The organism is Moritella sp. F3 (genome assembly GCF_015082335.1).
GTDB lineage: Bacteria > Pseudomonadota > Gammaproteobacteria > Enterobacterales > Moritellaceae > Moritella.
The window spans coordinates 77,505-99,335 of the sequence record NZ_BLRL01000015.1; the positions used below are offsets into that span (position 1 = coordinate 77,505).

Here is a 21,831-nt window from a genome sequence, read left to right on the forward strand (position 1 = left end):
CTTTTTTTGCAATGTTTTAATCTATATACAATTTAATACACGCTATATAATTTAATAGACGTAGGTATTAATCAATAAGATTGAAATCGTTACGTAATATCTCAATGATCTCAGCTTTCGGATTATCAGATAAGACGATCTTATTACCTGTAATTTTTTCTGCGATATTAAGGTATGTTTCTGAGATAGACATCAATACAGATGTTGGTAGTGCGTTATGTTCAGCAAGTGCTAAACGCTCATCCATTCTGTTTTTGTTAAGTAAGATGTCAGGTTCAGGGAAGTAGTTAAGTAATAACTGGCGGAAACCTTCTTTAGAATTCTCAACAACATTGCCTTCACGGAATGCTGGACCATCCCAAATACGCGATGAATCAGGCGTACCTACTTCATCCATATAGATGAGCTTGTCTTGGCCTTTTCTGTCTGTTACATAACCAAATTCAAATTTAGTATCAACAAACATTTGATCAACACCTGCAAGTGCATCACTGATCACATCAAAACCTTCTTTTAACAGTTTTTCGTAATAAGTAATGTCATCAAGCGATTTGAAGTTAAATGCTTCGTAGTTGTCAGAAATGTTTTCGCGTGTGATGTTAACATCATCAACAGCTGGTACACCTGGGATGCCTTCTAAAATACCTTTAGTAGACGGTGTGATAAGTAATTCTGGTAGTTTCTGGTCTTTAGTAAGACCCTCTGGTAGTTCGATACCACAGAAATTACGTTCACCTTGGCTATAAGCACGCCACATTGAACCTGTGATGTATTGGCGACAAATCGCTTCAATCATAACTGGCTTAGCTTTTTGAACGATCCAAATGAATGGGTGAGGAATATCAAGAATATGGCTGTCAGCTAAACCGTTTTCACGGAAAGACTTAAACCAATGGTTTGAAATTGCGTTTAACGCAGCACCTTTCCCAGGTACACCACGCATGCCGCCTTCACCGTGCCAGATACAATCAAAAGCAGAAATACGATCACTAATAACCATAATTGCAAGTGGTGCATCTGCCGCTACATCATAACCTTTTTCTTCGATTAGACGACGACTATCGGCTTCAGTTAACCAGTAAACAGAACGTACTTTACCACTGTGCACAGGCTTATCTGTACGGATTGGTAAATCATTGTTTACAGCTAATACTTTATCAGCAAGACTCATTGTTAACTATCCTTATTGAGTTTATCGTTTAAATACCTAAGTAACTTGGAAGAGTTTCTTTCTATTTCCCTGAAGGCTCTTCCAAGTTACTTTGGACTCATTTAGCTAGATTCGAGGTGTTGCTGTCGATTTGAGGGCGATTTTACCAGAAGTAGGGCGCGATTCCACTATTACTGACTAATTTTGTTAAAAATAACAAGTTATAAGTAATAGTATTTTGTTAACAGGGTTGAAAAACAACCATCAGTTTCGCTTTATACAACATGGATTTGATTATTGGTAAGAGTGATGGTATTAAATGCTGTCTAATAATAATAAATGGAAACTTGTTTGTGATAGAGCAATATTTTTTATCGGGTGGCGCGTTAGCCAAAGTCATCGATGGCTATACAGCTCGTCAACCGCAAATTGATATGGCAAAGGCCATTAACAATGTGATCGCAAGCAAGGGCAACTTAATTGTAGAGGCTGAAACGGGCACGGGTAAAACGTTCGCTTATCTTATTCCTGCTTTGATTAATGACAAAACAACAATCATAAGTACTGGTAGTAAAAACTTGCAAGAGCAGTTATTTAACCGTGATTTACCCTTTATTATTGATGCCTTAAACAGCAAGGCTAAAACAGCATTATTGAAAGGCCGTAATAATTACCTGTGCACAGAACGTTTAACGCGTTTAAGCCGTGAAACACAATATCAAAATCAAACTATATTAAGCGATTACGTTAAAGTCAAAGGTTGGTCTAATATTACGATTAGCGGGGACATGAGTTCCGTGCCAGGGCTTAAAGACGACGCTGAAATATTACCCTTAGTAACATCGACAAATGATAACTGTTTAGGGCGTGATTGTCCTGATTATGAAGATTGCTTCTTGGTTAAAGCCCGTCGAAAGGCTCTAGAAGCTGATATTGTAGTTGTTAATCACCATTTATATTTTGCCGATCTTAATGTTAAAGATTCTGGCTTTGGTCGGTTACTGCCGGATGCTGAAGTAATTGTTTTTGATGAAGCCCATCAAATTCCCGATATTGCATCAGAATATTTTGGTAAAAGCTTATCAAGTAAATTAATTCAAGCGTTATGCAAAGATGTGCAATACCTCGGGCGTACCGATTTAAAAGACACCATCCAAGTCACAAAAGCTGCTAATGGGCTAGCTAATGCGACGCAAGATTTACGCTTAAGTTTCTCAATGGAAACTGGCCGAGGTAACTGGCGTCATTTGCTTAACCAGCAAGCTGTCATGAAAACGGTGACGCGATTTCAAGACCAACTCGATTTTATCTACGAAGTACTGAAGTTATCGCTTGGCCGAACAGAGCTTGTGGATCAGTGCTTTGACCGTGTGGTTGAGATTAAAGCAATATTTCAACAAATAATGGCGGTAAATAATACCGGCGAGAGCTATTGGTATGAATGTACCAAGCGAAACTTTACATTAAATATCACGCCACTTAATATTGCTGAGCGCTTTAGTGCTGAGCAAGAAAAACTAAAATCTGCGTGGGTTTTCACGTCAGCCACTTTAGCTGTTGATCATTGTTTCTCACACTATCGCCAACAGATGGGATTAGTGAATGCAACAGAGCTTATTTTGGCTAGTCCGTTTGATTACCAGAACCAAGCCATGTTATGCGTCCCTCGTAATATACCAGAGCCAAACGACCCAAATATAGCTCGTATATTGGTGGAGAAATTATCCCCCGTCATTATTGCTAATAAAGGTCGATGTTTCTTTCTTTGTACGAGTCATTACATGATCAGGCAAGTGGCAGCGTTACTACAGCAGCAACTCTCGATGCCTATTTTCGTACAGGGCCAAGATAACAAACAAGTGTTACTTGATCAGTTCATCGAACATGGTAACGCCTTATTAATCGGTACTTATTCATTCTGGGAAGGGATTGATGTACGCGGGCAAACTTTAAGCTGTGTTATTATTGATAAATTACCGTTTGCATCGCCAGATGATCCGTTATTACAAGCTCGAATTGAAGACTGCCAACGTAAAGGCGAAGACCCTTTTGCACAGTTACAAATTCCCAAGGCTGTGATAAACCTGAAGCAGGGAGTAGGGCGTTTAATTCGAGATGTCAAAGACACGGGCTGTGTTATTATTTGTGATACTCGTATTGTATCGCGTGGTTATGGTGGTACGTTTATCAATAGCTTACCCGATATGCCGCGCACCAGAGATTTAAATAGCGTTTTATCTTTTATTAAGAAAACTAACAATTAGAAAGTGAATTTTATGAGTAATATTTTAGCACTAGATACATCAACAGAAAATTGTTCTGCCGCACTGAGCATTAACGGCGAAATATTAGTAAGAGAGTTTGAAAGCCCGCGTGAACACACAAAGCGAATCTTGCCTATGGTAGATAGTTTATTGGCTGAAGCTGGCATTAAATTAAAAGACTTGGATGCACTCGCATTTGGTCGCGGTCCGGGTAGTTTTACCGGTGTACGTATTGGCACTGGTATTGCGCAAGGGCTTGCCTTTGGTGCTGATTTACCTATGTTACCTATTTCGACATTAGCAGCCATGGCACAAGGTGCAAACCGATTACATAATGCCACGGATGTATTACCTGCAATTGATGCACGTATGGGTGAAATTTATGTTGCGCAATATAAACTCAATGCCGCTGGTGTAATGACACTTGTCGATAAAGAAATGGTTATCACCGCAGACGAACTTGTTGCTAATTTCAACAAGCCGGAACAAGCTTTCTACACGTTAGGAACAGGCTGGGCGACCTATGCACAGCAGCTTGCGGTTTTAAATGTTGCCAATTTAACTGCATGTGAAGGCATCCAATTTCCAACATCACACGATATGCTGGCAATTGCAGCTGCTGACTTTGCTAATGGTAAAGCGGTTGCAGTTGAAGATGCGATGCCTGTTTATGTTCGAGATACTGTCACTTGGAAGAAACTACCAGGTAGAGAGTAAATTCTAATGAATAACGTTAGTATAGAGATAAATGGCAGCATTATTACTGGTTTGCAGTGGGGCGATAACACTAAACCTGTTTTATTAGCCGTACATGGCTGGCTTGATAACGCTGCTAGTTTTATACCTGTTGCTAATGCTTTATTAACTAAATTAGAAGATGGTTCATTGCCTTATCAGCTCATTGCAATTGACTTACCTGGGCATGGAGCGTCTACGCATAAAATAGGACATTATAATTTTATTGAGTGGGTGGACGATTTATACCAAATTGTTAAAACCCAAAATTGGGGGCCTGTGACGATCATTGGTCACTCAATGGGGGCGATGATTACTTCAATTTTGGCTGCTACTTTTCCAGAGCTTGTAAACCGAATTGTACTCATCGAAGGCTTGGGTGCTATTTCAGCAAAAGCTGACGAAACTGTGAGCCAATTACGTAAAGGCATAGAAAGTCGTACTATTTACCATCGTAATATCAACGAAAGTACTAAGCGAAAAAATCATGCTTTAACGTTGGACAAGGTTGTCAAAGCACGTTGCCTTGTCTCTGATTTAAATGAAGAAAATGCAACGTTAATTTGTAACAGAAATTTAACGACTAATGATACAGGTGTCACTTTTCGCTCAGATCCGAAATTGAAAGTACGATCTCTAGTTCGTTTGACAGAGATGCAAGTAATTGATATTTTATCTTCTATTTCAACATCTTGTTTGATAATTGTTGGTAGTGAAGGATTTCCGCTGATTACACAGACGCTGGAGAATGAAATATTCTGCAAAGCCAACTTTACTATCGGAAAGCTATCTGGCGGGCATCATGTACACATGGATAATGCGGCAGAAACTGCAACGGCTATCGTTAAATTTGTTAATAATTAAATATAATGGTTCATTAAATCAACAAAAATAGAGTATTTGTTTCTAATTCTAAATTATGAAGATTTAAATAAACATGTAATGTCGATATTTCATTTGTTAATTGAGTGTTAATCAATTAAGATCTGATCACAATAAATAATTTCATCAATAGCAATTAGTTATTATTAAGGGATTAATAATGCCGACGTTGTTTTGTAAAATTACAAAGTAAATAAAAAGGAGTGTACGGTGGAAAAGGTTTGGTTAAAGAGATACCCGGAAAATGTTCCCGCTGAGATTGACTTTGGTTCATTTCGTTCTTTAAACGATATATTCGATCAAACAGTGCAAAATTTTGCAGATAACCCAGCATATGTAAATATGGGCTGTTCATTGACTTATGGTGAAATTGAAGAGAAATCTCGCGCTTTCGCTGCTTACCTTCAAAACGAGCTTAAATTAAATAAAGGCGACCGTGTCGCGTTAATGATGCCGAACTTGCTGCAATACCCAATTGCGTTATTTGGTGTGCTACGAGCTGGTATGGTTATTGTTAATGTAAATCCTTTATATACACCTCGCGAGTTAAAACATCAGTTAAATGACTCCGGTGCAAAAGCGATTGTTATCATTTCTAACTTCGCTAGTGTATTAGAAAAAGTAATTGAAGATTCACCTGTTGAACATGTGATCTTAACGCAGCTAGGCGATCTTTTCTCTCCTGTTAAAGGTGCTATCACCAACTTAGTCGTTAAGTATGTGAAAAAGATGGTGCCTAAATTTAGCCTGCCAAATGCGATCCCGTTTAACCGCGTATTGAATAAAGGACGTTCATTAGCGTTTAATAAAGTTGAATTGGGTTTTGATGATATTGCTTTCCTCCAATATACAGGTGGCACAACTGGTGTTTCAAAAGGTGCAGTATTAACGCATAAAAATATGCTTGCTAATGTATTACAAGCAGAAGGCGCTTACGGCAGCATCATTGATCCTGGTACTGAAACCGTGATCACAGCATTACCGCTTTATCATGTGTTCGCATTAACAGTAAATGGGTTGTTATTCTTCTTGGGCGGCGGTAAGAATATTCTTATTACTAATCCTCGAGATCTACCTGCGTTAATTAAAGAAATTGATGATCATAAACCGACCGCGATTACAGGTGTGAATACACTCTTTAATGCACTTGTTAATGATGAAACCTTTGCTAAAGTTGATTTCTCGGCATTAAAACTTTCTGTCGGTGGCGGCATGGCTGTTCAACGTTCAGTTGCTGAAAAGTGGAAGAAGATCACGGGTTGTCATTTACTTGAAGGTTATGGTTTAACTGAGTGTTCACCACTGGTAACAGTAAACCCATACGACCTGCATGAATATAACGGTTCAATTGGTTTACCTGTGTCATCAACAGATGTTCGTATCATCGATGATGAAGGTGGCGTGCTGACTAAACCTGGTGCTGTAGGCGAAATGCAAGTACGTGGTCCTCAAGTGATGCAAGGCTATTGGCAGCGTCCACAAGAAACAGCTGACGTGATCACTGATGGCTGGTTAAACACCGGTGATATTGCGCGCATGGATGAAGATGGTTTCTTTTATATTGTTGATCGTAAGAAAGACATGATCCTTGTTTCTGGCTTTAACGTTTTCCCGAATGAAATTGAAGATGTGTTAACGCTAAATGACAACATCCTTGAAGCTGCAGCAATTGGTGTACCACATGAATCATCAGGCGAAACAGTTAAAATCTTTGTTGTTAAAAAAGGTGAGATTTCGAAAGAAGAAATTGTTGCGCATTGTCGTGAACACCTGACTGCATATAAAATCCCGCGTATTATTGAATTCCGTGATGAGTTACCTAAGAGTAATGTAGGTAAAATATTACGTCGTGAACTGCGTGATTAAGAATATATCTAATTTAAAGTCATAAAACACTTATAATTAGTAATATATTTAGCTAAAATTAAGCCACTTTCTAAATTTTAAGAAAGTGGCTTTTTTTTTGAGGTTATAAGTGGAATATATTTTAGTTGAAGATCAAATAACATTGCAGAAAATGATAGCTCAATGTGCGGATGTTGAAGTTTTAGCAATCGACACTGAATTTATCAGACAGCGTACTTATTACCCTATTCTTGGATTGTTTCAGCTTTACAATGGTACTGAAACATATTTAGTTGATCCACTTTCCGTCGATGACCTAAGCACATTATGGCAACTTCTTGACCGTCAACCTGTGGTGCTTCATGCTTGTTCTGAAGACCTTGATGTATTCAAGACGGTTGCAAATAAAATTCCTGACTTTTTCCACGATACCCAGATCGCCGCCGCATTCAGTGGTCTCGGTTCTTCTCTTGGTTTTGGTGGCTTAGTATCTGAATTTCAAAAAATCACCTTAGACAAGGGAGAGTCTCGCTCTAATTGGCTGGCGCGACCACTAACAGAAAAACAGTTAAGTTATGCAGCGGCTGACGTGTATCATTTGTTACCTTGCTGGAATGAGCTAAAAGCTAAGCTTGTTGAACTAGGCTACTATGATTACTACCTGCAAGAGCTAGATAACTTACGCCGTCGTAAGTCGGAAAAGAAAAAACCTAGTACTGTGTATAAGCAATTCAAGAACGCCTCATTTCTATCTCCTCGCCAACTTGCAACGTTGCAAGCTCTAGGAGAATGGCGTGAAAACAATGCCGTTAATCGTGATATGGCGGTTAATTTTGTTGTAAAAGAAGCACACCTTCTTGAGGTGGCAAAACAACAGCCAAAATCGTTACGAGATTTAAATAAGATTGAATTGTTACCAATCGAAATTAAACGTCACGGAAAGCAAATTCTAGAAATAGTGAAACAGACGGAACAACTTGCTGATAGTGAGCTACCTGAACCTTTGACCCGTATTTCAGATCACCCTGGTTATAAAAAAGTTGTTCAAGCTATGCGCAATAAAATAGCCATTGTTGCAGAGAAAACGAATATTCCTGCAGAATTAATCGGTTCAAAGAAAATCATCAATGAACTATTGAACTGGTGTTGGAAGTTAACGGATGAACAGCGTGAAGTAGGGGTTAAACCTATCATGCTATGTAATTGGCGAGCAGAGCTAATTGGTAATGTGTTGTTCGAAAGTTTGATGGCTGACAAATAGTATTAAAACAAGTTAAGCTTAGATAAAAGTAAGCGCACAATGAAATGTGCGCTTACTTAATATTGCTATTTATCAGGAAGAGTTACATTCAACTCTAATACAGAGAGATTGTTATCTCTTTGATCAAGCTGAACATTGACTTGATCGGACGTTACTGCAACATATTTTTTAATCACTTCAAGGATATCTAGCTTAAGTTGCGGTAGATAATCAGGAGTGTTATCACGTAAACTACGTTCATGTGCAACAATAATCTGTAAACGATCCTTCGCTAGATTAGCTGATGTTACGTTCGGTTTTGATGAACGAAAGTAATCAAGTAACGCCATTTTAACCTCCAAAAATTCTGCTTAAAAAGCCTTTTTTCTCAACCGTAAGAAAGCGAAATTCGCGTTCTTCGCCCAGTATTCTTGCTACCGTATCAGCGTAAGCTTGGCCTGCATCGCTTTCAGTGTCTAAGATTACAGGTTGACCGCTATTTGACGCTTTAAGTACTGCGCTTGATTCTGGAATCACACCTGCAAGCGGCACAGCTAAAATCTCGGTAATATTCTCAACACTTAGCATGTCACCACGTTCTACACGCTCAGGCACGTAGCGGGTAATAAGTAGGTGTTCTTTAATTGGTTCAAGAGCGAGTTCAGCTCGACGAGAGCGGCTTTGTAGCATACCGATAATACGGTCTGAATCGCGCACTGAAGAGACTTCAGGGTTTGTCGTGATGATAGCGATATCTGCAAAATATAAAGCCATCATAGCGCCCGCTTCGATACCAGCAGGTGAATCACAGACGATGTAGTCATGATTTTCTGCAAGTTGATCTAAAATCTTGCCAACACCTTCTTTGGTTAACGCATCTTTGTCACGCGTTTGTGAAGCAGGTAGGATATGCAGGTTTTCAACACGTTTATCTTTAATTAACGCTTGAGATAAATTTGCTTCGCCATTGATTACGTTTACAAAGTCATACACAACGCGGCGCTCACAGCCCATGATTAAGTCTAAATTACGTAAACCGATATCGAAATCGATAACAACAGTTCTTTTCCCTTGCATTGCGAGTCCAGTAGCAATCGCAGCGCTGGTTGTTGTTTTACCTACGCCACCTTTACCGGATGTTACGACAATAATTTCAGCCATTTTAATTCCTTGAATTTAATCGAACTTTGTAATTTCTAATTTGTTATTTATGCAATTTATCTGAGTTTGTTTATTTAAAAATTCAGTTTGTACTGCATCGCTTAAAATATAAGTGCCATTAATTGACAATAATTCTGGGTCTAATTTATTACAAAAAATATGTGCGCTATCATCACCTTTAGCACCCGCAATCGCACGGCCACGTAACGCGCCATAAATATGGATAGAGCCATCAGCAATGACTTCAGCGCCGGCACTAATATTACCAAGAATAGTTAAAGATGCGTCCTGTGCATAAATTTGTTGGCCAGAACGTATCTGTCCTTTGTGCACTACAGTCTTTGTGACTGATTTTTCGACAATAACAGTCTGCACTTCAGGCTTAATTTGGGCCGCCGGTACCAGCTTAGTTACGCTATTTTTGGCCGTATTTGATATAACTGAAAGCCCAGCCTCACGCACTACTAATTTTTGCTCTGCCGTTTGACAACCTTCAATACCAACTAGATTCATGCCGTTTTGCGTAATCACCTGCTGGATAGTCATAAAGTCGATGTCTTCAGCTAAGTTAGCAACATTCACAACAACCGGTGCAGATTTAAAGAATGCAGGCGCTTGGCCTACTTTATCGGCAATAAAGGTGTGAAGATTAGCCATTGCAGCATCATTTTCGATATGAATGACCGAAAGCGTAAAGCTAGTCCCTTTAAATTTGATTGACTGTTCTGCCATGAATATTTCCTGATTGCTTAGTTTTTATGCCTGTTTTAGTATTTATCGTTATAGCACTTAGATAAATCATTATGCCATGTTATATTTTACTCGTAAAATAGGCAAGTTTATAACTTAAGAGAAATGCAATGCTTTGTTCAATATATAAAACAAATAAAAAAGAAGGGATGTATTTATTTATCTCCCGTCGAGACGATTTTAGCCAAGTACCTGAAACTTTAATGGGAATGTTCGGTCAACCTAAGTTAGTTGTCACCATGAATTTAACAGAAACACGTACTTTAGCGTTTGCTGATTCAAAATTGGTGTTAGAAGACCTCACAACAAAAGGCTTCTATTTACAAATGCCACCACCGCCAGTAGATCACTTAGTTGAATACAAAACATGGCGTGATAGTAACAAATAATCGCATTATTATTTAAATGTATTTATAAGGAGATAAAATGAAATTAGCAGGATTGGTATTATTTGCTTTAAGTACATCAGCTGTTTCAGCTAAACCGACATTTGATGAGTATTTATCTACCTTACGAACGGAATCCGAGACGCTAGGGTTGAGCTCGGAAACTCTCGATGATGCATTTGCCTCGATTAAATACCGCGAAAAGACCATTGTGCATGATAAAGCGCAGCCAGAACGTAAAAAAATCACCCTCGATGCTTATATCCCAAGAGCTGTTCCCGAGTGGAAAATTGCTGTCGCTCGTAAGCATTATGACGAAAACATTGAGCTTTTGCAGCGTATAGGTAAAGACTTTGGTGTTCAGCCACGCTTTATTATCGCGTTGTGGGGGGTTGAAACTAACTTTGGCAATTACACTGGCAATTTCTCTACGTTATCGGCATTAGCGACACTTGCCTATGATGGTCGACGTGAAGCATTCTTTAAAAAGGAATTATTCGCGGCTTTAAAAATTATAGATGAAGGTCATATCACGACCGAAAATATGAAAGGTTCGTGGGCTGGCGCAATGGGTCAAGTACAATTCATGCCATCTTCATTTAATGCTTACGCCGTCGATTATAATAATGATGGTAAAAAGGATATTTGGAATAGTAGAGAAGACGCATTAGCATCTGCAGCGAATTATCTAAAACAAGCTAATTGGGATGATACCTATACTTGGGGCCGCCAAGTTAAACTACCTGCGAACTACAATGCGGATATATCCGGATTGAAAGTAACCAAAAAATTAGCCGAGTGGCAAGATTTAGGGATTAGAACATTTGAAGGTAAATCTCTACCTAATGTCGATCTAGACGCATCACTTGTCATGCCGGATGGTGTGAAAGGACGCGTATACTTAGCGTATAACAACTATAAAAGTATTATGCGTTGGAACCGTTCAGATTATTTTGCTACATCAGTAGCGCATTTATCAGACGCAATAAAATTCAGGGATTGAAATGATGGACACGCTTTATCAGCACCAAGCATTAAATAGCGAAAAATTAGCACTGCCAGTTGGTAAAATTGTCTGCATTGGCCGTAATTATCTTGATCACATCCGTGAGCTTGGTAATGAGGTGCCAGAACAAGCTTTGCTGTTTATTAAACCTGCAACATCACTCGTTGCACTAGATAAACCGCTGCAATTGCCTGCTGATTTAGGTGAATGCCATAACGAATTAGAAGTGGCGTTATTAATTAAGTCACCTATAACCAAGGGCACACCAATCGTGCTTGCGGAATTAATTTGGGGTGTTGGCTTAGGACTCGACCTGACTTTACGTGATTTACAATCGTCGTTAAAGTCACAAGGACATCCTTGGGAAAGAGCCAAAGCATTTGATAAAGCCTGCCCGATATCTCCCTTTGTACCGTTTGCTGAGTTTGATGAACTGAATAATATTAACTTTACATTAACCGTGAATAAGCAGATTCGACAGCAAGGTTGTACTGCAAATATGATGCGCTCGATCGAGTCATTATTAATTGAAATTACATCATGCTTCACCTTGCTACCTGGAGATATCGTGTTAACTGGTACGCCAGCGGGCGTCGGGGTGTTAAATTCGGGCGATAAGCTTGCATTAACACTAGCAAACCGTTATAAGTTCGACTGCAAGTTCATTTAGAGATTAATTACATGGTTGAAAAATTTTGGCAGACTAAAACACTCGCTAAAATGACAGAAGCAGAGTGGGAATCACTCTGCGATGGATGTGGTAAGTGCTGTTTACATAAAATAATTGAAGATGAATCAGAAGAGATTCATTTTACCAATGTTGCTTGTGAGCTATTGAACACTAAAACATGTCGCTGTAAGAAATATGAAAAGCGATTTAAATACGTTTCAGATTGTTTTAAAGTCACACTTGATGACATTGAAGCATTTCACTGGTTACCAGAAACGTGTGCTTATAAGCGCCTTTTAGAAGGCAATGATATACCTGAGTGGCATCCATTACTGACAGGCAGCCAATCAGAGATGCATAAATTAGGGTATTCTATTCGTGGTAAAGCCGTTGCTGAATCACAAGCTGGTGATCTAGAAGACCATATTATAACGTTTAAATTATAAAATTTTGAGGCCCGTATGTCTGAATCTGTCCACGGTAGAGAAGTTGTAGCATTATTAGCAGCAAATCCTGCTGGTATGAGTGAAGTGGCGTTACTTGCATTAATTGAGCAAGCGTACCCACTTAATTTATTCCATACATGCAAAGTTAAAGGTATGGATAAAAACCAAATCTTAGTAAATATGATGACGAAAGGTCGTATTGTAGAGTCTGATGGTATTTTAACTGCTCAAACAAGTTGTGGTTGTAAGAACAACTAAAATAAAAGGGACATGTGTTGTCCCTTTTATTTAGCTTGCAACTTAGACCATCATGCAGTTTCAATTATACTGCTTAGACCGCGGACTTTAAATCTAACGCTTAGACAAACCTTCATCAAAGCATTAGATATAAATTGATTAGCAGGCCTTTAATTAAGCGCTTCTAACAGATCGCCAATTTTTTCAATTTGTATTATTTTAGCGCCATTTACTTCCATCGACTTGTGATAATTTGCCTTTGGAATATATATCACTTCAAAGCCATGTTTAATTGCTTCGTTTACACGTGGTACGCCACCATTAATCGGTCTTACTTCACCACTTAGCGATATTTCTCCCATAAAACAGTGTTTACGGGACATTTCCTTATCATTAAGCGAACTAATAAGTGATGCTGCGATGGCTAAATCAGCGCTGGTATCAGTTTCGGGTAATTTTAAACCGCCCACTAAGTTAACGTAGACGTCATGAAATAGCTTAATGCGTCCGTGTTTGCGTAATACCGCGGTGATCATTTTCAGACGATTAAAGCTCAGACCAATACTCACACGCTGTTGATTTTCAGCTTCACATTCTGACACTAAGCACTGCACTTCGAGTAGTAAGTTGCGATTACCATCGCGGATACAGGTAATCGCAGAACCGGCAACGTTCTCGTCAGCGCCTGATAGGAACAATTTACTTGGGTTATCAACTGACAACATACCTTTACTGTGCATCTGGAAGATACCAACTTGGTCTACGTCACCAAAACGGTTTTTACTGGCACGGATAGTACGAATAATACTGTCGTTAACTTCAATGTGGAGCAGGGTGTCGACAATGTGCTCTAAGGTTTTAGGACCTGCGAGATCACTTCCTTTCGTCACGTGACCGATAATAATTAAGGTGATGCCGTGTTGTTTGGAAAATCGGCTTAGTTCCTGCGCACAACCTTTTACTTGGCTAACAGAGCCGGCACTGCCGTTACAATGTTCGCTTTCAAGTGCTTGGATTGAGTCAATAATAAGAAATTTAACTTTTGCCTCAAGCGCACGCTCCATGATATTTGAAACGATGTACTCTGACATGAGCAGTAAGTTATCTTCAATGAAATCGATTTTCAAGCGTTCAATTGCGCGACTTTTGAATTGCTCAAGGCTTTCTTCGGCTGTGCAATACATAGAAACCATTTGTTTACTTAAGTTTGCGCACAATTGAGTTAGTATCGTGGTTTTACCTGCACCAGGATCACCGGAGATAAGCACGATTGAGCCTACGGTAAGGCCATTACCGAGCACGCGGTCTAATTCACCTATCTGAGTATCAATCTTGTTTAATTCAACATGCGATACTTCAGACATCTTTTTAACGGTGTTACCGAGTGTTCCGGCGTAACCACCTTGGGATGCAATCATGCGCTGCTGACTTGGCAGACTGGCTTCTTTAAATTCAGCTAGGGTGTTCCAGGCTTTGCAGGCATTGCATTGTCCTTGCCAGCGCGGGAAATTAGCGCCACATTCAGAACAGAGGAAACTTACTTTAGTTTTAGGTGTTTTAGCCATGATTTCGCTATCAATTTAACTATAAAAAATACTCATGCGATAATGATAGCATGAGTACATGGATGTATATACAGTTATTAAGGGAAGCTGATTACATTACAAACTTTTCTTTGCTGGTAATACAGCATTGGCTAAAATCATGCCCGCAAGGATTGCAATGAAGATCATAAAGACAAAGCCACTGTCATTGATGTTATTTATTATTTCATGACCTGATATATACGTGTTTAAGTCCATGTAGGTACGGCTACCAGGGACTAGTAAGACGATCCCTTGGATTAACACAATTGATGCAGGTCTGTTTTTAATAATGGCATAAATATTACTGAAAAGGCCTACGGCAAATGAGCCGACGAAGGTGCCTAATGTAAAGCCTAAATATTGTGCTGCAAAGGTACTGATTACATACGCGATCAAACCAGCTGCGATTCCCCAAAGCATATCTGATTTATGCACATTAAAGGCGACGACCAGACCAGTTGATAGTGCTGCTACCGCAATATAGTTTTTCCAATCAGGTAGCGCATAGCTCATATCTAATACTTGCAGATCGATAGTCCATATAAGATTACCAAGTGTAATACCAAGTAACGCACCGAAATACAATTTGAATAGCAGCATGGTCGCATCAACAAGTTTTGATGTACCTGATACGAGATCTTTATTGACGATTTCACTTAAGGCTACCGTGATGGCCAGACCTGGAATGAAGATAATGACAGATGATAAGATCACAAACGGTACGTTGATAGTGATGCCGAGACTGGCCACGAAGCATGCCAGTATCGCTGAGATAAATGGGGCGAAAAACTCAACGATGGATCCTAATCGCTGAGAATGAGCCGATAATTTGTATAAAATAAACACCAAGAATGAGAACAGGAACGAGCTAATTATATCTAAACTTGATGAGGATAATAGCATTGCAAATGCACCACCAGTAACACACCAACCTAGTGCTTCAGTTTTAACACCATAAAAACTAGGCTGTTGTTTGGCTTCGATTAGTAGATCCATTGCTTGGTCTAGCGTGACTTGTGAGTCAACTACCTTTTCAACAATTTCATCGATTCGCGCCAGTTTACCGAGATCATTACCAGAAGGTTGGACTCGGACAATATGTGTGTGTTGCTCATCAGGATTACTTGAAAAAATGAACGTAAAAGCAGTCGGAGTCACCAGGAAACTAGCTTCAATATTCCAGAATTTAGCCAAATTTATTAGATGATTTTCAATTCGGTAACTTGTTGCACCGCAACGATGTAACGCAAGTCCTAGCTTAATAATAAAGTTTATTTGCAGTTTATGGGTTTGGCTTGGCATAGTTAAATTCTGGAAAGTACAAAAGGATGCTTATTTTAGTGCTATTTAAGTTAATTTGTTAGCAAAAATGTTGATTTTTTTGCATTTAATTGAAATTTATTATCGTTATGTTTGTCACAGACTAGATTTAAGGTTGAGAGCTCGCGTAAGTATCTAAAACTTTGGAATGTATCTTCTAATTTACCTCGATAATATATGAGCTATAAAATTTATATTGTATTAGTGGCTTCAAAAAGGGTTATTTATGTCTAAAGTAATTACTGCAGCAAAACAAGTATGGTCTGCTAAAGATCAAATTACACGTAACATTTGGTTAGCTGGTCTAGGTGCCTATGATAAAGGTTATGAATCTGCATCGAACACTGTGACAAAAAGCCAATCAATCTTTGATGAACTTGTTGAACGAGGCCGCAAATTAGAAGACGAGACTACGCTGACATTCTCGACTCAGAAAGATAAATTAGCATCAGCAAGCCAGAATGCAACAGATGCATTACAGGGTAAAGTACAAAGTGCTGTAACAAGCTTAACGCATATTGATGCGAATGCATTTGATAATATCATTGATAAAATCGAGCAAATTGAACTTGCATTGGCTGACGCTAAACAACAGCCAACAGATATTGCTACGGAAGTAGAGGCTGTACAAGAAGTAATAGTTGAAGTTGCTGTGACAGAAAAAGTGACAGCCGTTGCAGCTGAAGTAACGTCTGTAGTAGAGAATGTTGCTGAAGTAGTATCTGAGGCAGTAAAGCAAGCTGCACCAGTTGTTGAAAAGGCTGCTGATGTTGTAACTCAAGTAACACCTGTTGTAGAAAACGTGACAAATACAGTTAAAGCTGTGGCTAAACCAGTTGTGATTGAAGCTACAGAAGTAGCTGAAAAAATCGCTGCTGTTAAGCCCGCGACTAAAAAAGTATCAAATCGCCGCGTAAAAAAAACAGTAGCAAAGAAAAAATAATATAAGCAACTGTAATATAGGCATAGTAGTATAAATAAACAGATTGTGGTGGTCATTAGAATTGTCACAATCTGTTTATGATTTTAATCACTTCAATTCATCACAGTTATCCGCAATTAAATAACTTCCAGTGCGTCATTTATTATTTATTGGTTTTAACATTTACTCCCTAGAACAATTCCAATTCCCCCAGATTAGAACTCTTAGTATGAGCTGATTTGTTGTTTATAATCATCTTAGTAGCTAATTTAAAATACGTATCACATTACACAAATTAATCGACTTAAACACTCATTTCACCGTGCCTCATAGACACAAAAATGATAAGGTTAATGCATGTATTATAATAAAGAGAAGTTAAATGTTTGACACCTATAACAACATAGTCATCCTCACTGGTTCTGGTATTTCAGCTGAGTCGGGTATTGAGACATTCCGTGCAAGTGATGGTTTATGGGCTAAACATCATATTGATGATATAGCAACTCTAGATGGTTATCGTAGAGATCCTGAGTTAGTTTATAGTTTTTATAATCAACGATTTAACCAATTATCTTTACCAAGTATTCAGCCGAATGATGCGCATGCCGCACTCGCTGAATTACAAAAGAATTATACCGGTAGTGTCACGATCGTTACCCAGAATATCGATAATCTGCATGAACGTGGTGGTTCTAGCAGTATCATTCATATGCATGGTGAGCTAGCTAAAGCACGCTGCGAAAAAACTCAGAAATTGTACCCGTATAAGCTATTAAGTAAGACATTGAAATGCCCATGCTGTAAAGAGCAAGGCAACCTGCGTCCGCATGTAGTGTGGTTTAACGAAATGCCTCTCTTTATGGATGATATCTATAAAGCATTAAGTGAAGCTGATCTGTTCATTGCCATTGGTACATCAGGATCTGTCTATCCTGCAGCTGACTTCGTTAATGAAGCGAATAAAGCATGCGCTCACACGATAGAAATCAATCTCGATGCAACTCATATCTCAGATAATTTTAAAGAACACCGTGTCGGCAAAGCGACCGAAGAGGTAAGAGAATTGGTTGAAGAGTTAATGGCTCGCGATAAACAGTTTTTCTAAAAAGTATGCTTTATTAGTTTGATCAAAAAAGGTGCATTGAATGCACCTTTTTTATTATCTAAACTGTTTTTAACAAAAGGTTGTACAGAAAAAGCCTGTTACATGTTTTGTGCTTTGAGTTTTTCGAAGTAACGTTCATAGATGATGTTCGCTTCACCGACATCTGAATGGAATTCACCGTTAGCAATTGTTTCAGCATCAGGGAATACTATTTTGTTGTCAGTAAACGTCTTCGGTAACAGTTTTTTAGCAGCTCGGTTAGGTGTTGGGTAACCAATCTCTAATGCGACTTCAGCGGCCACTTCTGGACGTAGTAAGAAGTCGATGAGCTTATGCACTGCATCTACATTTTTAGCGTTTTTAGGAATTGCTAAGCTGTCCATCCAGAACACGGCACCTTCTTTAGGGTAGACCATCGTAATGTCGCTGTCTTCTTGCTGTGCCATGTAGGTACTGCCGTTCCAGATCATACCAAACTCTACTTCACCTGCAATATATGGGTTAGCCGGCGTGTCAGAGTTAAATACCAATACATTAGGCATCAACTTCTTTAGTAACTCATACGCCTGGGCTAATTCAGCTGGATCTTGAGTATTTGCTGAATGTCCTTGGATCTTGAGTGCCATGTGGAAGATCTCACGAGCGTCATCCGTTAATAATAACTGAGCTTCCCACTTTGGATCCCATAAATCAGTCCAGCTTGTGATAGAGGCTAGTTCAATATCGGAAGTGTTCACACCAATACCTGTCGCGCCCCAGATATATGGGATGCTGTAACGGTTACCTAAATCATATTCTTTGTTTAACAAAGCAGGGTCTAAGTTTGCGTAGTTGGTTAATTTTTTATGATCAATTTCTTGAAGCATGCCTTCTTTTGTCATTTTACTAATGAAGTAAGTTGAAGGTACAACCAAGTCATAACCATTTTTATCGTATGTTTTTAATTTAGCATACATAGATTCATTGGATTCGTAAGTCGAATAAACAACCTTAATACCCGTTTCTTCAGTAAATCGAGATAATAGACCGGGTGGGATATATTCAGACCAGTTATAAAAATTAATTGTTGTTGCGTAAGCAGAGCTACTAAAAAGTAGGGCAGCTGCAAAACATTTTACTGATGTTTTAAACATTTCATTCTTCTTTTGTTTAAGTGTAAAAATCACAGTACGAGACTGCATAATCGATGATAGAGAGTGATTAAACAGTCTTATCATTTTTATTAATCAGGGCAGCTGCAATGACGAATGATATCGATATGACGATCATCATTGTTGCTAATGCATTAACCTCTGGCGATACGCCAACTTTCACCATGGAATAAATCTTCAATGGTAATACTTCAAAACTTGGGCCTGTAACAAACGAGCTCACAATTACATCATCAAGTGACAAGGTGAATGATAATAACCAACTGGCAATAATAGCCGGTTTTGCTATAGGTAAAATAATATGTCTAAAGATAGTGCCTTCACTTGCGCCTAAATCCTTACCAGCCTCTAATATTGAATTATCGAAATTGCTTAGTCGGCTATAAACAGTGATCACGACAAACGGGATACAAAAGGTTATGTGCGCGATAAGCAGCGTCACAAAACCAAGGTCTAAACCGAGTATGATAAATAGGGATAATAATGAAATTGCCATCACAATATCCGGTGACATCATCACAACAAAGAGTAGCCCAGATATAAACCTTTTACCTTTAAATTTGTGTTTAAACAAAGCGACAGCCCCCAGGGTCCCAATGACTACTGCAATTGATGATGCAAGGACCGCGATCGTGATCGAATTGAATGCAGCTTCAAGTAACGTGTCGTTTACCCACAATAATTCATACCATTTGGAGGTGAACCCGTTCCACTTTAGGCCATATTTAGATGCGTTAAATGAATTACCGATTAATATAAAAATAGGCGTATATAAATAAACATACACGAATAACAACAACACTTTAGATATATGACGTTTAAGCATCGTTGCCTCTGTTTTTAATCGATTGTCCTACTTTATAATAGAAGAACAGTAACGCAGCCATAAATAAGGTCAAAGTAATACTTGCGGCAGAGCCAAATGGCCAATCACGAATATTTAAAAATTGTGTTTTAATGGTATTTCCTATCAGTAAGTTCTTCGCGCCACCCACAAGATCGGCAATGTAAAACATCCCCATAGCTGGTAAAAACACTAATAACATACCTGCGATAATGCCAGGCAAGGTCAAGGGTAATTCAACTTTTAAAAAGGTCATCAACTTGGATGCACCAAGATCTTTCGCTGCCTCAATTAAGCTTTTATCAATTTTTTCAATGCTTGAATATAAAGGTAAAATCATAAATGGCAGTAGTATATATACTAAAGCAAAAATAACGGCGAACTCTGTGTACATAAGCTTTAATGGTTTATCGATAATATGTAAGTTAAGCAGTAGGGCGTTGAGCAGGCCTTTTTTAGCCAGTAATATTTTTATACCATATGTTCTGATTAATGAATTCGTCCAAAATGGAACGATAACCAGAAATAACAATATAGGTCTTAATTTTTTAGGCAACTGTGTGATCGTATAGGCAAATGGATAGCCGATGATTAAACAAATTAAGGTCGCAATACTCGCCATATAGACAGAGTGACTTAATACCTTAAAATATAGCGGATCAAATAATCGTACATAGTTGTCTAATGTAAAAGTGAGGCTAATTAAATCTGCATCATCACGAGTTAAAAAACTGGTCACGATAATCATTAAATTAGGCACAAGAACAAATACACTTAACCAGACTAACAATAGGCCAATTGAGAAGCGCTTAAACAGCGACGAATTAATCATTTGTTAAGATAACCTCCCAGCTTTCAACCCAGGACACAGCAACTTTCTGACCTAAACTATGGTCAAAATCAGGATCATCTTCATCAAAAAATTCACTGATTTGCACTCTTTCACCTGAATCTAAGCGAATAACTGAATCCAGCGTCATGCCCTTATAATTACGCTCAACAATATGGCCGGTAATTTGTGCTGACGTTGCACGATCGTCAATCTCTTTGATTCTGAGATCTTCTGGGCGTAGTAATATATTAATCGATTGGTTAGCTACTAATGCTTGGTCAGTTGAAATGGTATACTGACAGCCGTGTACATTCGCTAAATATTTATCAGATTCGATTTGTGATTCAATGACTGCAGGAAAAATATTGATCTCACCAATAAATTTAGCCACAAATAAGTTTATGGGTGTCTCATAAATCTCGCGTGGTGTACCTATCTGTTCTACATTACCGTTATTCATGACAATGATACGATCTGACATAGTCAATGCCTCTTCTTGATCGTGTGTGACGAATATGAAGGTAATATTAAGTTTACGTTGCAGCATTTTAAGTTCGTTCTGCATCTCTTTACGTAACTTATAGTCTAGCGCGCTGAGTGATTCATCCAATAATAGGACTTTTGGTTGGTTAACGACTGCACGTGCGATTGCAACACGTTGCTGCTGACCACCTGATAGTTGCGATGGTTTTCGATCGCTAAACTCAGTTAACTTCACAATAGCGAGTATTTCATCTACGCGTTTGTTGATTTCGAGTGCTGGTACCTTTTTCATACGCAAGCCGAAAGCAATATTCTCAAACACTGTCATATGTGGAAAGAGTGCATACCCTTGAAATACAGTGTTGGTATTACGCTTTTCCGCATCAAGATCGGTGATACATTTATCTTCGAGATATACGTCACCACTATCAAGTGTTTCTAATCCAGCAAGTACACGCAAAACCGTGGTTTTACCACAACCTGAAGGACCTAAAATGGTGACAAACTCACCATCATAAATATCTAATGTTAAATCATTAATAATAAGTTTGTTATCAAATGACTTTTTTGCGTTAGCAAGTCTAATGATTGAGTTAGTATTTTTATTAAGCATCAATAAACCTAAATGATAAGAGATTCATCTCATTGAGTAAGATGAACAATTTGCGTGAATTCTAATGCTATAACTCACAAAAATGAAGTATAAATTTGCACATTAATCAAAATAATGGATCTAAACCATATCCAGGTCATTTTTAAAACTTGAAAAGCAATAAAGTCGGAATATGTGCTCTAATTTATGACGTATTTTAG

At 38.5% G+C, this 21,831-nt stretch carries 22 protein-coding genes; 12 read left to right on the forward strand and 10 right to left on the reverse strand.

Annotated elements, in window-relative coordinates; translation table 11 throughout:
* Window positions 1–67 precede the first annotated feature (67 nt).
* Entirely contained in the window at window positions 68–1,171 is a 1,104-nt protein-coding gene (locus JFU56_RS19205) for a phosphoribosylaminoimidazolesuccinocarboxamide synthase (RefSeq protein WP_198438869.1), read from the reverse strand.
* Between the two features lie 332 nt (window positions 1,172–1,503).
* Between JFU56_RS19205 and JFU56_RS19210 the strand changes: the two genes are divergently transcribed.
* From JFU56_RS19210 to rnd, 5 genes are all read left to right on the forward strand, one after another.
* A complete protein-coding gene (locus JFU56_RS19210; RefSeq protein ID WP_198438870.1) occupies window positions 1,504–3,414 on the forward strand; it encodes an ATP-dependent DNA helicase in 1,911 nt (636 codons plus the stop codon).
* Between the two features lie 12 nt (window positions 3,415–3,426).
* Entirely contained in the window at window positions 3,427–4,131 is a 705-nt protein-coding gene (gene tsaB, locus JFU56_RS19215) for a tRNA (adenosine(37)-N6)-threonylcarbamoyltransferase complex dimerization subunit type 1 TsaB (protein WP_198438871.1), read from the forward strand.
* A 6-nt stretch (window positions 4,132–4,137) separates the two neighbouring features.
* Window positions 4,138–5,013 carry an alpha/beta fold hydrolase gene (locus tag JFU56_RS19220; RefSeq protein WP_198438872.1) on the forward strand — a complete coding sequence of 292 codons (876 nt, stop codon included), beginning with the start codon at window positions 4,138–4,140 and terminating at the stop codon, window positions 5,011–5,013.
* Window positions 5,014–5,241: 228 nt separating this feature from the next.
* Window positions 5,242–6,897 (forward strand): long-chain-fatty-acid--CoA ligase FadD, encoded by a 1,656-nt coding sequence (gene fadD / locus JFU56_RS19225; RefSeq protein ID WP_198438873.1) that lies wholly within the window; start codon window positions 5,242–5,244, stop codon window positions 6,895–6,897.
* 109 nt (window positions 6,898–7,006) lie between these two features.
* Window positions 7,007–8,137, forward strand: coding sequence for a ribonuclease D (rnd, locus tag JFU56_RS19230; RefSeq protein WP_198438874.1), 1,131 nt, complete (start codon window positions 7,007–7,009; stop codon window positions 8,135–8,137).
* A gap of 65 nt (window positions 8,138–8,202) precedes the next feature.
* Here the strand turns inward: rnd and minE are convergent, their stop codons facing one another.
* From minE to minC, 3 genes are read right to left on the reverse strand one after another with little or no spacing between them, the layout of a single operon-like run.
* The gene (minE, locus tag JFU56_RS19235; RefSeq protein ID WP_198438875.1) at window positions 8,203–8,466 is read right to left on the reverse strand and encodes a cell division topological specificity factor MinE; all 264 of its coding nucleotides are present in this window, start codon (window positions 8,464–8,466) and stop codon (window positions 8,203–8,205) included.
* Window position 8,467: 1 nt separating this feature from the next.
* Complete coding sequence (gene minD / locus JFU56_RS19240) at window positions 8,468–9,277, reverse strand: septum site-determining protein MinD (protein ID WP_198438876.1); 810 nt, start codon at window positions 9,275–9,277, stop codon at window positions 8,468–8,470.
* 15 nt (window positions 9,278–9,292) lie between these two features.
* Window positions 9,293–10,009, reverse strand: a complete 717-nt coding sequence (minC, locus tag JFU56_RS19245) for a septum site-determining protein MinC (RefSeq protein ID WP_198438877.1) — start codon at window positions 10,007–10,009, stop codon at window positions 9,293–9,295.
* Window positions 10,010–10,137: 128 nt separating this feature from the next.
* On the opposite strand from minC, the gene JFU56_RS19250 reads away from it, so the two are divergent.
* The 5 genes from JFU56_RS19250 to JFU56_RS19270 are packed head-to-tail and all read left to right on the forward strand — an operon-like array spanning window position 10,138 to window position 12,793.
* Window positions 10,138–10,416, forward strand: coding sequence for a YcgL domain-containing protein (locus tag JFU56_RS19250; protein WP_198438878.1), 279 nt, complete (start codon window positions 10,138–10,140; stop codon window positions 10,414–10,416).
* 37 nt (window positions 10,417–10,453) lie between these two features.
* Window positions 10,454–11,416 carry a lytic transglycosylase domain-containing protein gene (locus tag JFU56_RS19255; RefSeq protein WP_198438879.1) on the forward strand — a complete coding sequence of 321 codons (963 nt, stop codon included), beginning with the start codon at window positions 10,454–10,456 and terminating at the stop codon, window positions 11,414–11,416.
* Between the two features lies 1 nt (window position 11,417).
* Window positions 11,418–12,089 (forward strand): fumarylacetoacetate hydrolase family protein, encoded by a 672-nt coding sequence (locus tag JFU56_RS19260; RefSeq protein WP_198438880.1) that lies wholly within the window; start codon window positions 11,418–11,420, stop codon window positions 12,087–12,089.
* An 11-nt stretch (window positions 12,090–12,100) separates the two neighbouring features.
* Window positions 12,101–12,535 carry a YcgN family cysteine cluster protein gene (locus JFU56_RS19265; protein ID WP_019440253.1) on the forward strand — a complete coding sequence of 145 codons (435 nt, stop codon included), beginning with the start codon at window positions 12,101–12,103 and terminating at the stop codon, window positions 12,533–12,535.
* Between the two features lie 15 nt (window positions 12,536–12,550).
* Window positions 12,551–12,793, forward strand: coding sequence for a DUF2492 family protein (locus JFU56_RS19270; RefSeq protein ID WP_198438881.1), 243 nt, complete (start codon window positions 12,551–12,553; stop codon window positions 12,791–12,793).
* 149 nt (window positions 12,794–12,942) lie between these two features.
* On the opposite strand, the gene radA is transcribed toward JFU56_RS19270, so the two are convergent.
* Entirely contained in the window at window positions 12,943–14,337 is a 1,395-nt protein-coding gene (gene radA, locus JFU56_RS19275; protein ID WP_019440251.1) for a DNA repair protein RadA, read from the reverse strand.
* A gap of 96 nt (window positions 14,338–14,433) precedes the next feature.
* Window positions 14,434–15,660, reverse strand: a complete 1,227-nt coding sequence (locus tag JFU56_RS19280; RefSeq protein ID WP_198438882.1) for a threonine/serine exporter ThrE family protein — start codon at window positions 15,658–15,660, stop codon at window positions 14,434–14,436.
* Window positions 15,661–15,904: 244 nt separating this feature from the next.
* On the opposite strand from JFU56_RS19280, the gene JFU56_RS19285 reads away from it, so the two are divergent.
* Together JFU56_RS19285 and JFU56_RS19290 are read left to right on the forward strand one after the other, a co-directional pair.
* Window positions 15,905–16,621: a phasin family protein gene (locus JFU56_RS19285; protein WP_198438883.1), complete on the forward strand. Its 717-nt coding sequence runs from the start codon at window positions 15,905–15,907 to the stop codon at window positions 16,619–16,621.
* A 361-nt stretch (window positions 16,622–16,982) separates the two neighbouring features.
* Complete coding sequence (locus JFU56_RS19290) at window positions 16,983–17,708, forward strand: NAD-dependent deacylase (protein WP_198438884.1); 726 nt, start codon at window positions 16,983–16,985, stop codon at window positions 17,706–17,708.
* Window positions 17,709–17,806: 98 nt separating this feature from the next.
* Here JFU56_RS19290 and JFU56_RS19295 read toward each other — a convergent pair whose 3' ends face one another.
* From JFU56_RS19295 to potA, 4 genes are all read right to left on the reverse strand, one after another.
* Window positions 17,807–18,841 carry an extracellular solute-binding protein gene (locus tag JFU56_RS19295; protein ID WP_198438885.1) on the reverse strand — a complete coding sequence of 345 codons (1,035 nt, stop codon included), beginning with the start codon at window positions 18,839–18,841 and terminating at the stop codon, window positions 17,807–17,809.
* Window positions 18,842–18,908: 67 nt separating this feature from the next.
* Window positions 18,909–19,685, reverse strand: a complete 777-nt coding sequence (gene potC, locus JFU56_RS19300; protein WP_198438886.1) for a spermidine/putrescine ABC transporter permease PotC — start codon at window positions 19,683–19,685, stop codon at window positions 18,909–18,911.
* On the reverse strand, window positions 19,678–20,535 hold the full coding sequence (gene potB, locus JFU56_RS19305) for a spermidine/putrescine ABC transporter permease PotB (RefSeq protein WP_198438887.1): 858 nt from the start codon (window positions 20,533–20,535) through the stop codon (window positions 19,678–19,680). Before potB ends, potC begins: the two co-directional genes overlap by 8 nt.
* Window positions 20,528–21,631 carry a spermidine/putrescine ABC transporter ATP-binding protein PotA gene (gene potA / locus JFU56_RS19310; RefSeq protein WP_198438888.1) on the reverse strand — a complete coding sequence of 368 codons (1,104 nt, stop codon included), beginning with the start codon at window positions 21,629–21,631 and terminating at the stop codon, window positions 20,528–20,530. Before potA ends, potB begins: the two co-directional genes overlap by 8 nt.
* Between the last annotated feature and the right edge of the window lie 200 nt (window positions 21,632–21,831).

Excerpts from the sequence above, each read along its gene's own strand:
- JFU56_RS19205 (WP_198438869.1), bottom strand. The coding sequence starts at position 1,171 with ATGAGTCTTGCTGATAAAGTATTAGCTGTAAACAATGATTTACCAATC.
- tsaB (WP_198438871.1), top strand. The coding sequence starts at position 3,427 with ATGAGTAATATTTTAGCACTAGATACATCAACAGAAAATTGTTCTGCC.
- JFU56_RS19220 (WP_198438872.1), top strand. The coding sequence starts at position 4,138 with ATGAATAACGTTAGTATAGAGATAAATGGCAGCATTATTACTGGTTTG.
- minE (WP_198438875.1), bottom strand. The coding sequence starts at position 8,466 with ATGGCGTTACTTGATTACTTTCGTTCATCAAAACCGAACGTAACATCA.
- minD (WP_198438876.1), bottom strand. The coding sequence starts at position 9,277 with ATGGCTGAAATTATTGTCGTAACATCCGGTAAAGGTGGCGTAGGTAAA.
- minC (WP_198438877.1), bottom strand. The coding sequence starts at position 10,009 with ATGGCAGAACAGTCAATCAAATTTAAAGGGACTAGCTTTACGCTTTCG.
- JFU56_RS19250 (WP_198438878.1), top strand. The coding sequence starts at position 10,138 with ATGCTTTGTTCAATATATAAAACAAATAAAAAAGAAGGGATGTATTTA.
- JFU56_RS19255 (WP_198438879.1), top strand. The coding sequence starts at position 10,454 with ATGAAATTAGCAGGATTGGTATTATTTGCTTTAAGTACATCAGCTGTT.
- JFU56_RS19260 (WP_198438880.1), top strand. The coding sequence starts at position 11,418 with ATGATGGACACGCTTTATCAGCACCAAGCATTAAATAGCGAAAAATTA.
- JFU56_RS19265 (WP_019440253.1), top strand. The coding sequence starts at position 12,101 with ATGGTTGAAAAATTTTGGCAGACTAAAACACTCGCTAAAATGACAGAA.
- JFU56_RS19270 (WP_198438881.1), top strand. The coding sequence starts at position 12,551 with ATGTCTGAATCTGTCCACGGTAGAGAAGTTGTAGCATTATTAGCAGCA.
- radA (WP_019440251.1), bottom strand. The coding sequence starts at position 14,337 with ATGGCTAAAACACCTAAAACTAAAGTAAGTTTCCTCTGTTCTGAATGT.
- JFU56_RS19280 (WP_198438882.1), bottom strand. The coding sequence starts at position 15,660 with ATGCCAAGCCAAACCCATAAACTGCAAATAAACTTTATTATTAAGCTA.
- JFU56_RS19285 (WP_198438883.1), top strand. The coding sequence starts at position 15,905 with ATGTCTAAAGTAATTACTGCAGCAAAACAAGTATGGTCTGCTAAAGAT.
- JFU56_RS19290 (WP_198438884.1), top strand. The coding sequence starts at position 16,983 with ATGTTTGACACCTATAACAACATAGTCATCCTCACTGGTTCTGGTATT.
- JFU56_RS19295 (WP_198438885.1), bottom strand. The coding sequence starts at position 18,841 with ATGTTTAAAACATCAGTAAAATGTTTTGCAGCTGCCCTACTTTTTAGT.
- potC (WP_198438886.1), bottom strand. The coding sequence starts at position 19,685 with ATGCTTAAACGTCATATATCTAAAGTGTTGTTGTTATTCGTGTATGTT.
- potB (WP_198438887.1), bottom strand. The coding sequence starts at position 20,535 with ATGATTAATTCGTCGCTGTTTAAGCGCTTCTCAATTGGCCTATTGTTA.
- potA (WP_198438888.1), bottom strand. The coding sequence starts at position 21,631 with ATGCTTAATAAAAATACTAACTCAATCATTAGACTTGCTAACGCAAAA.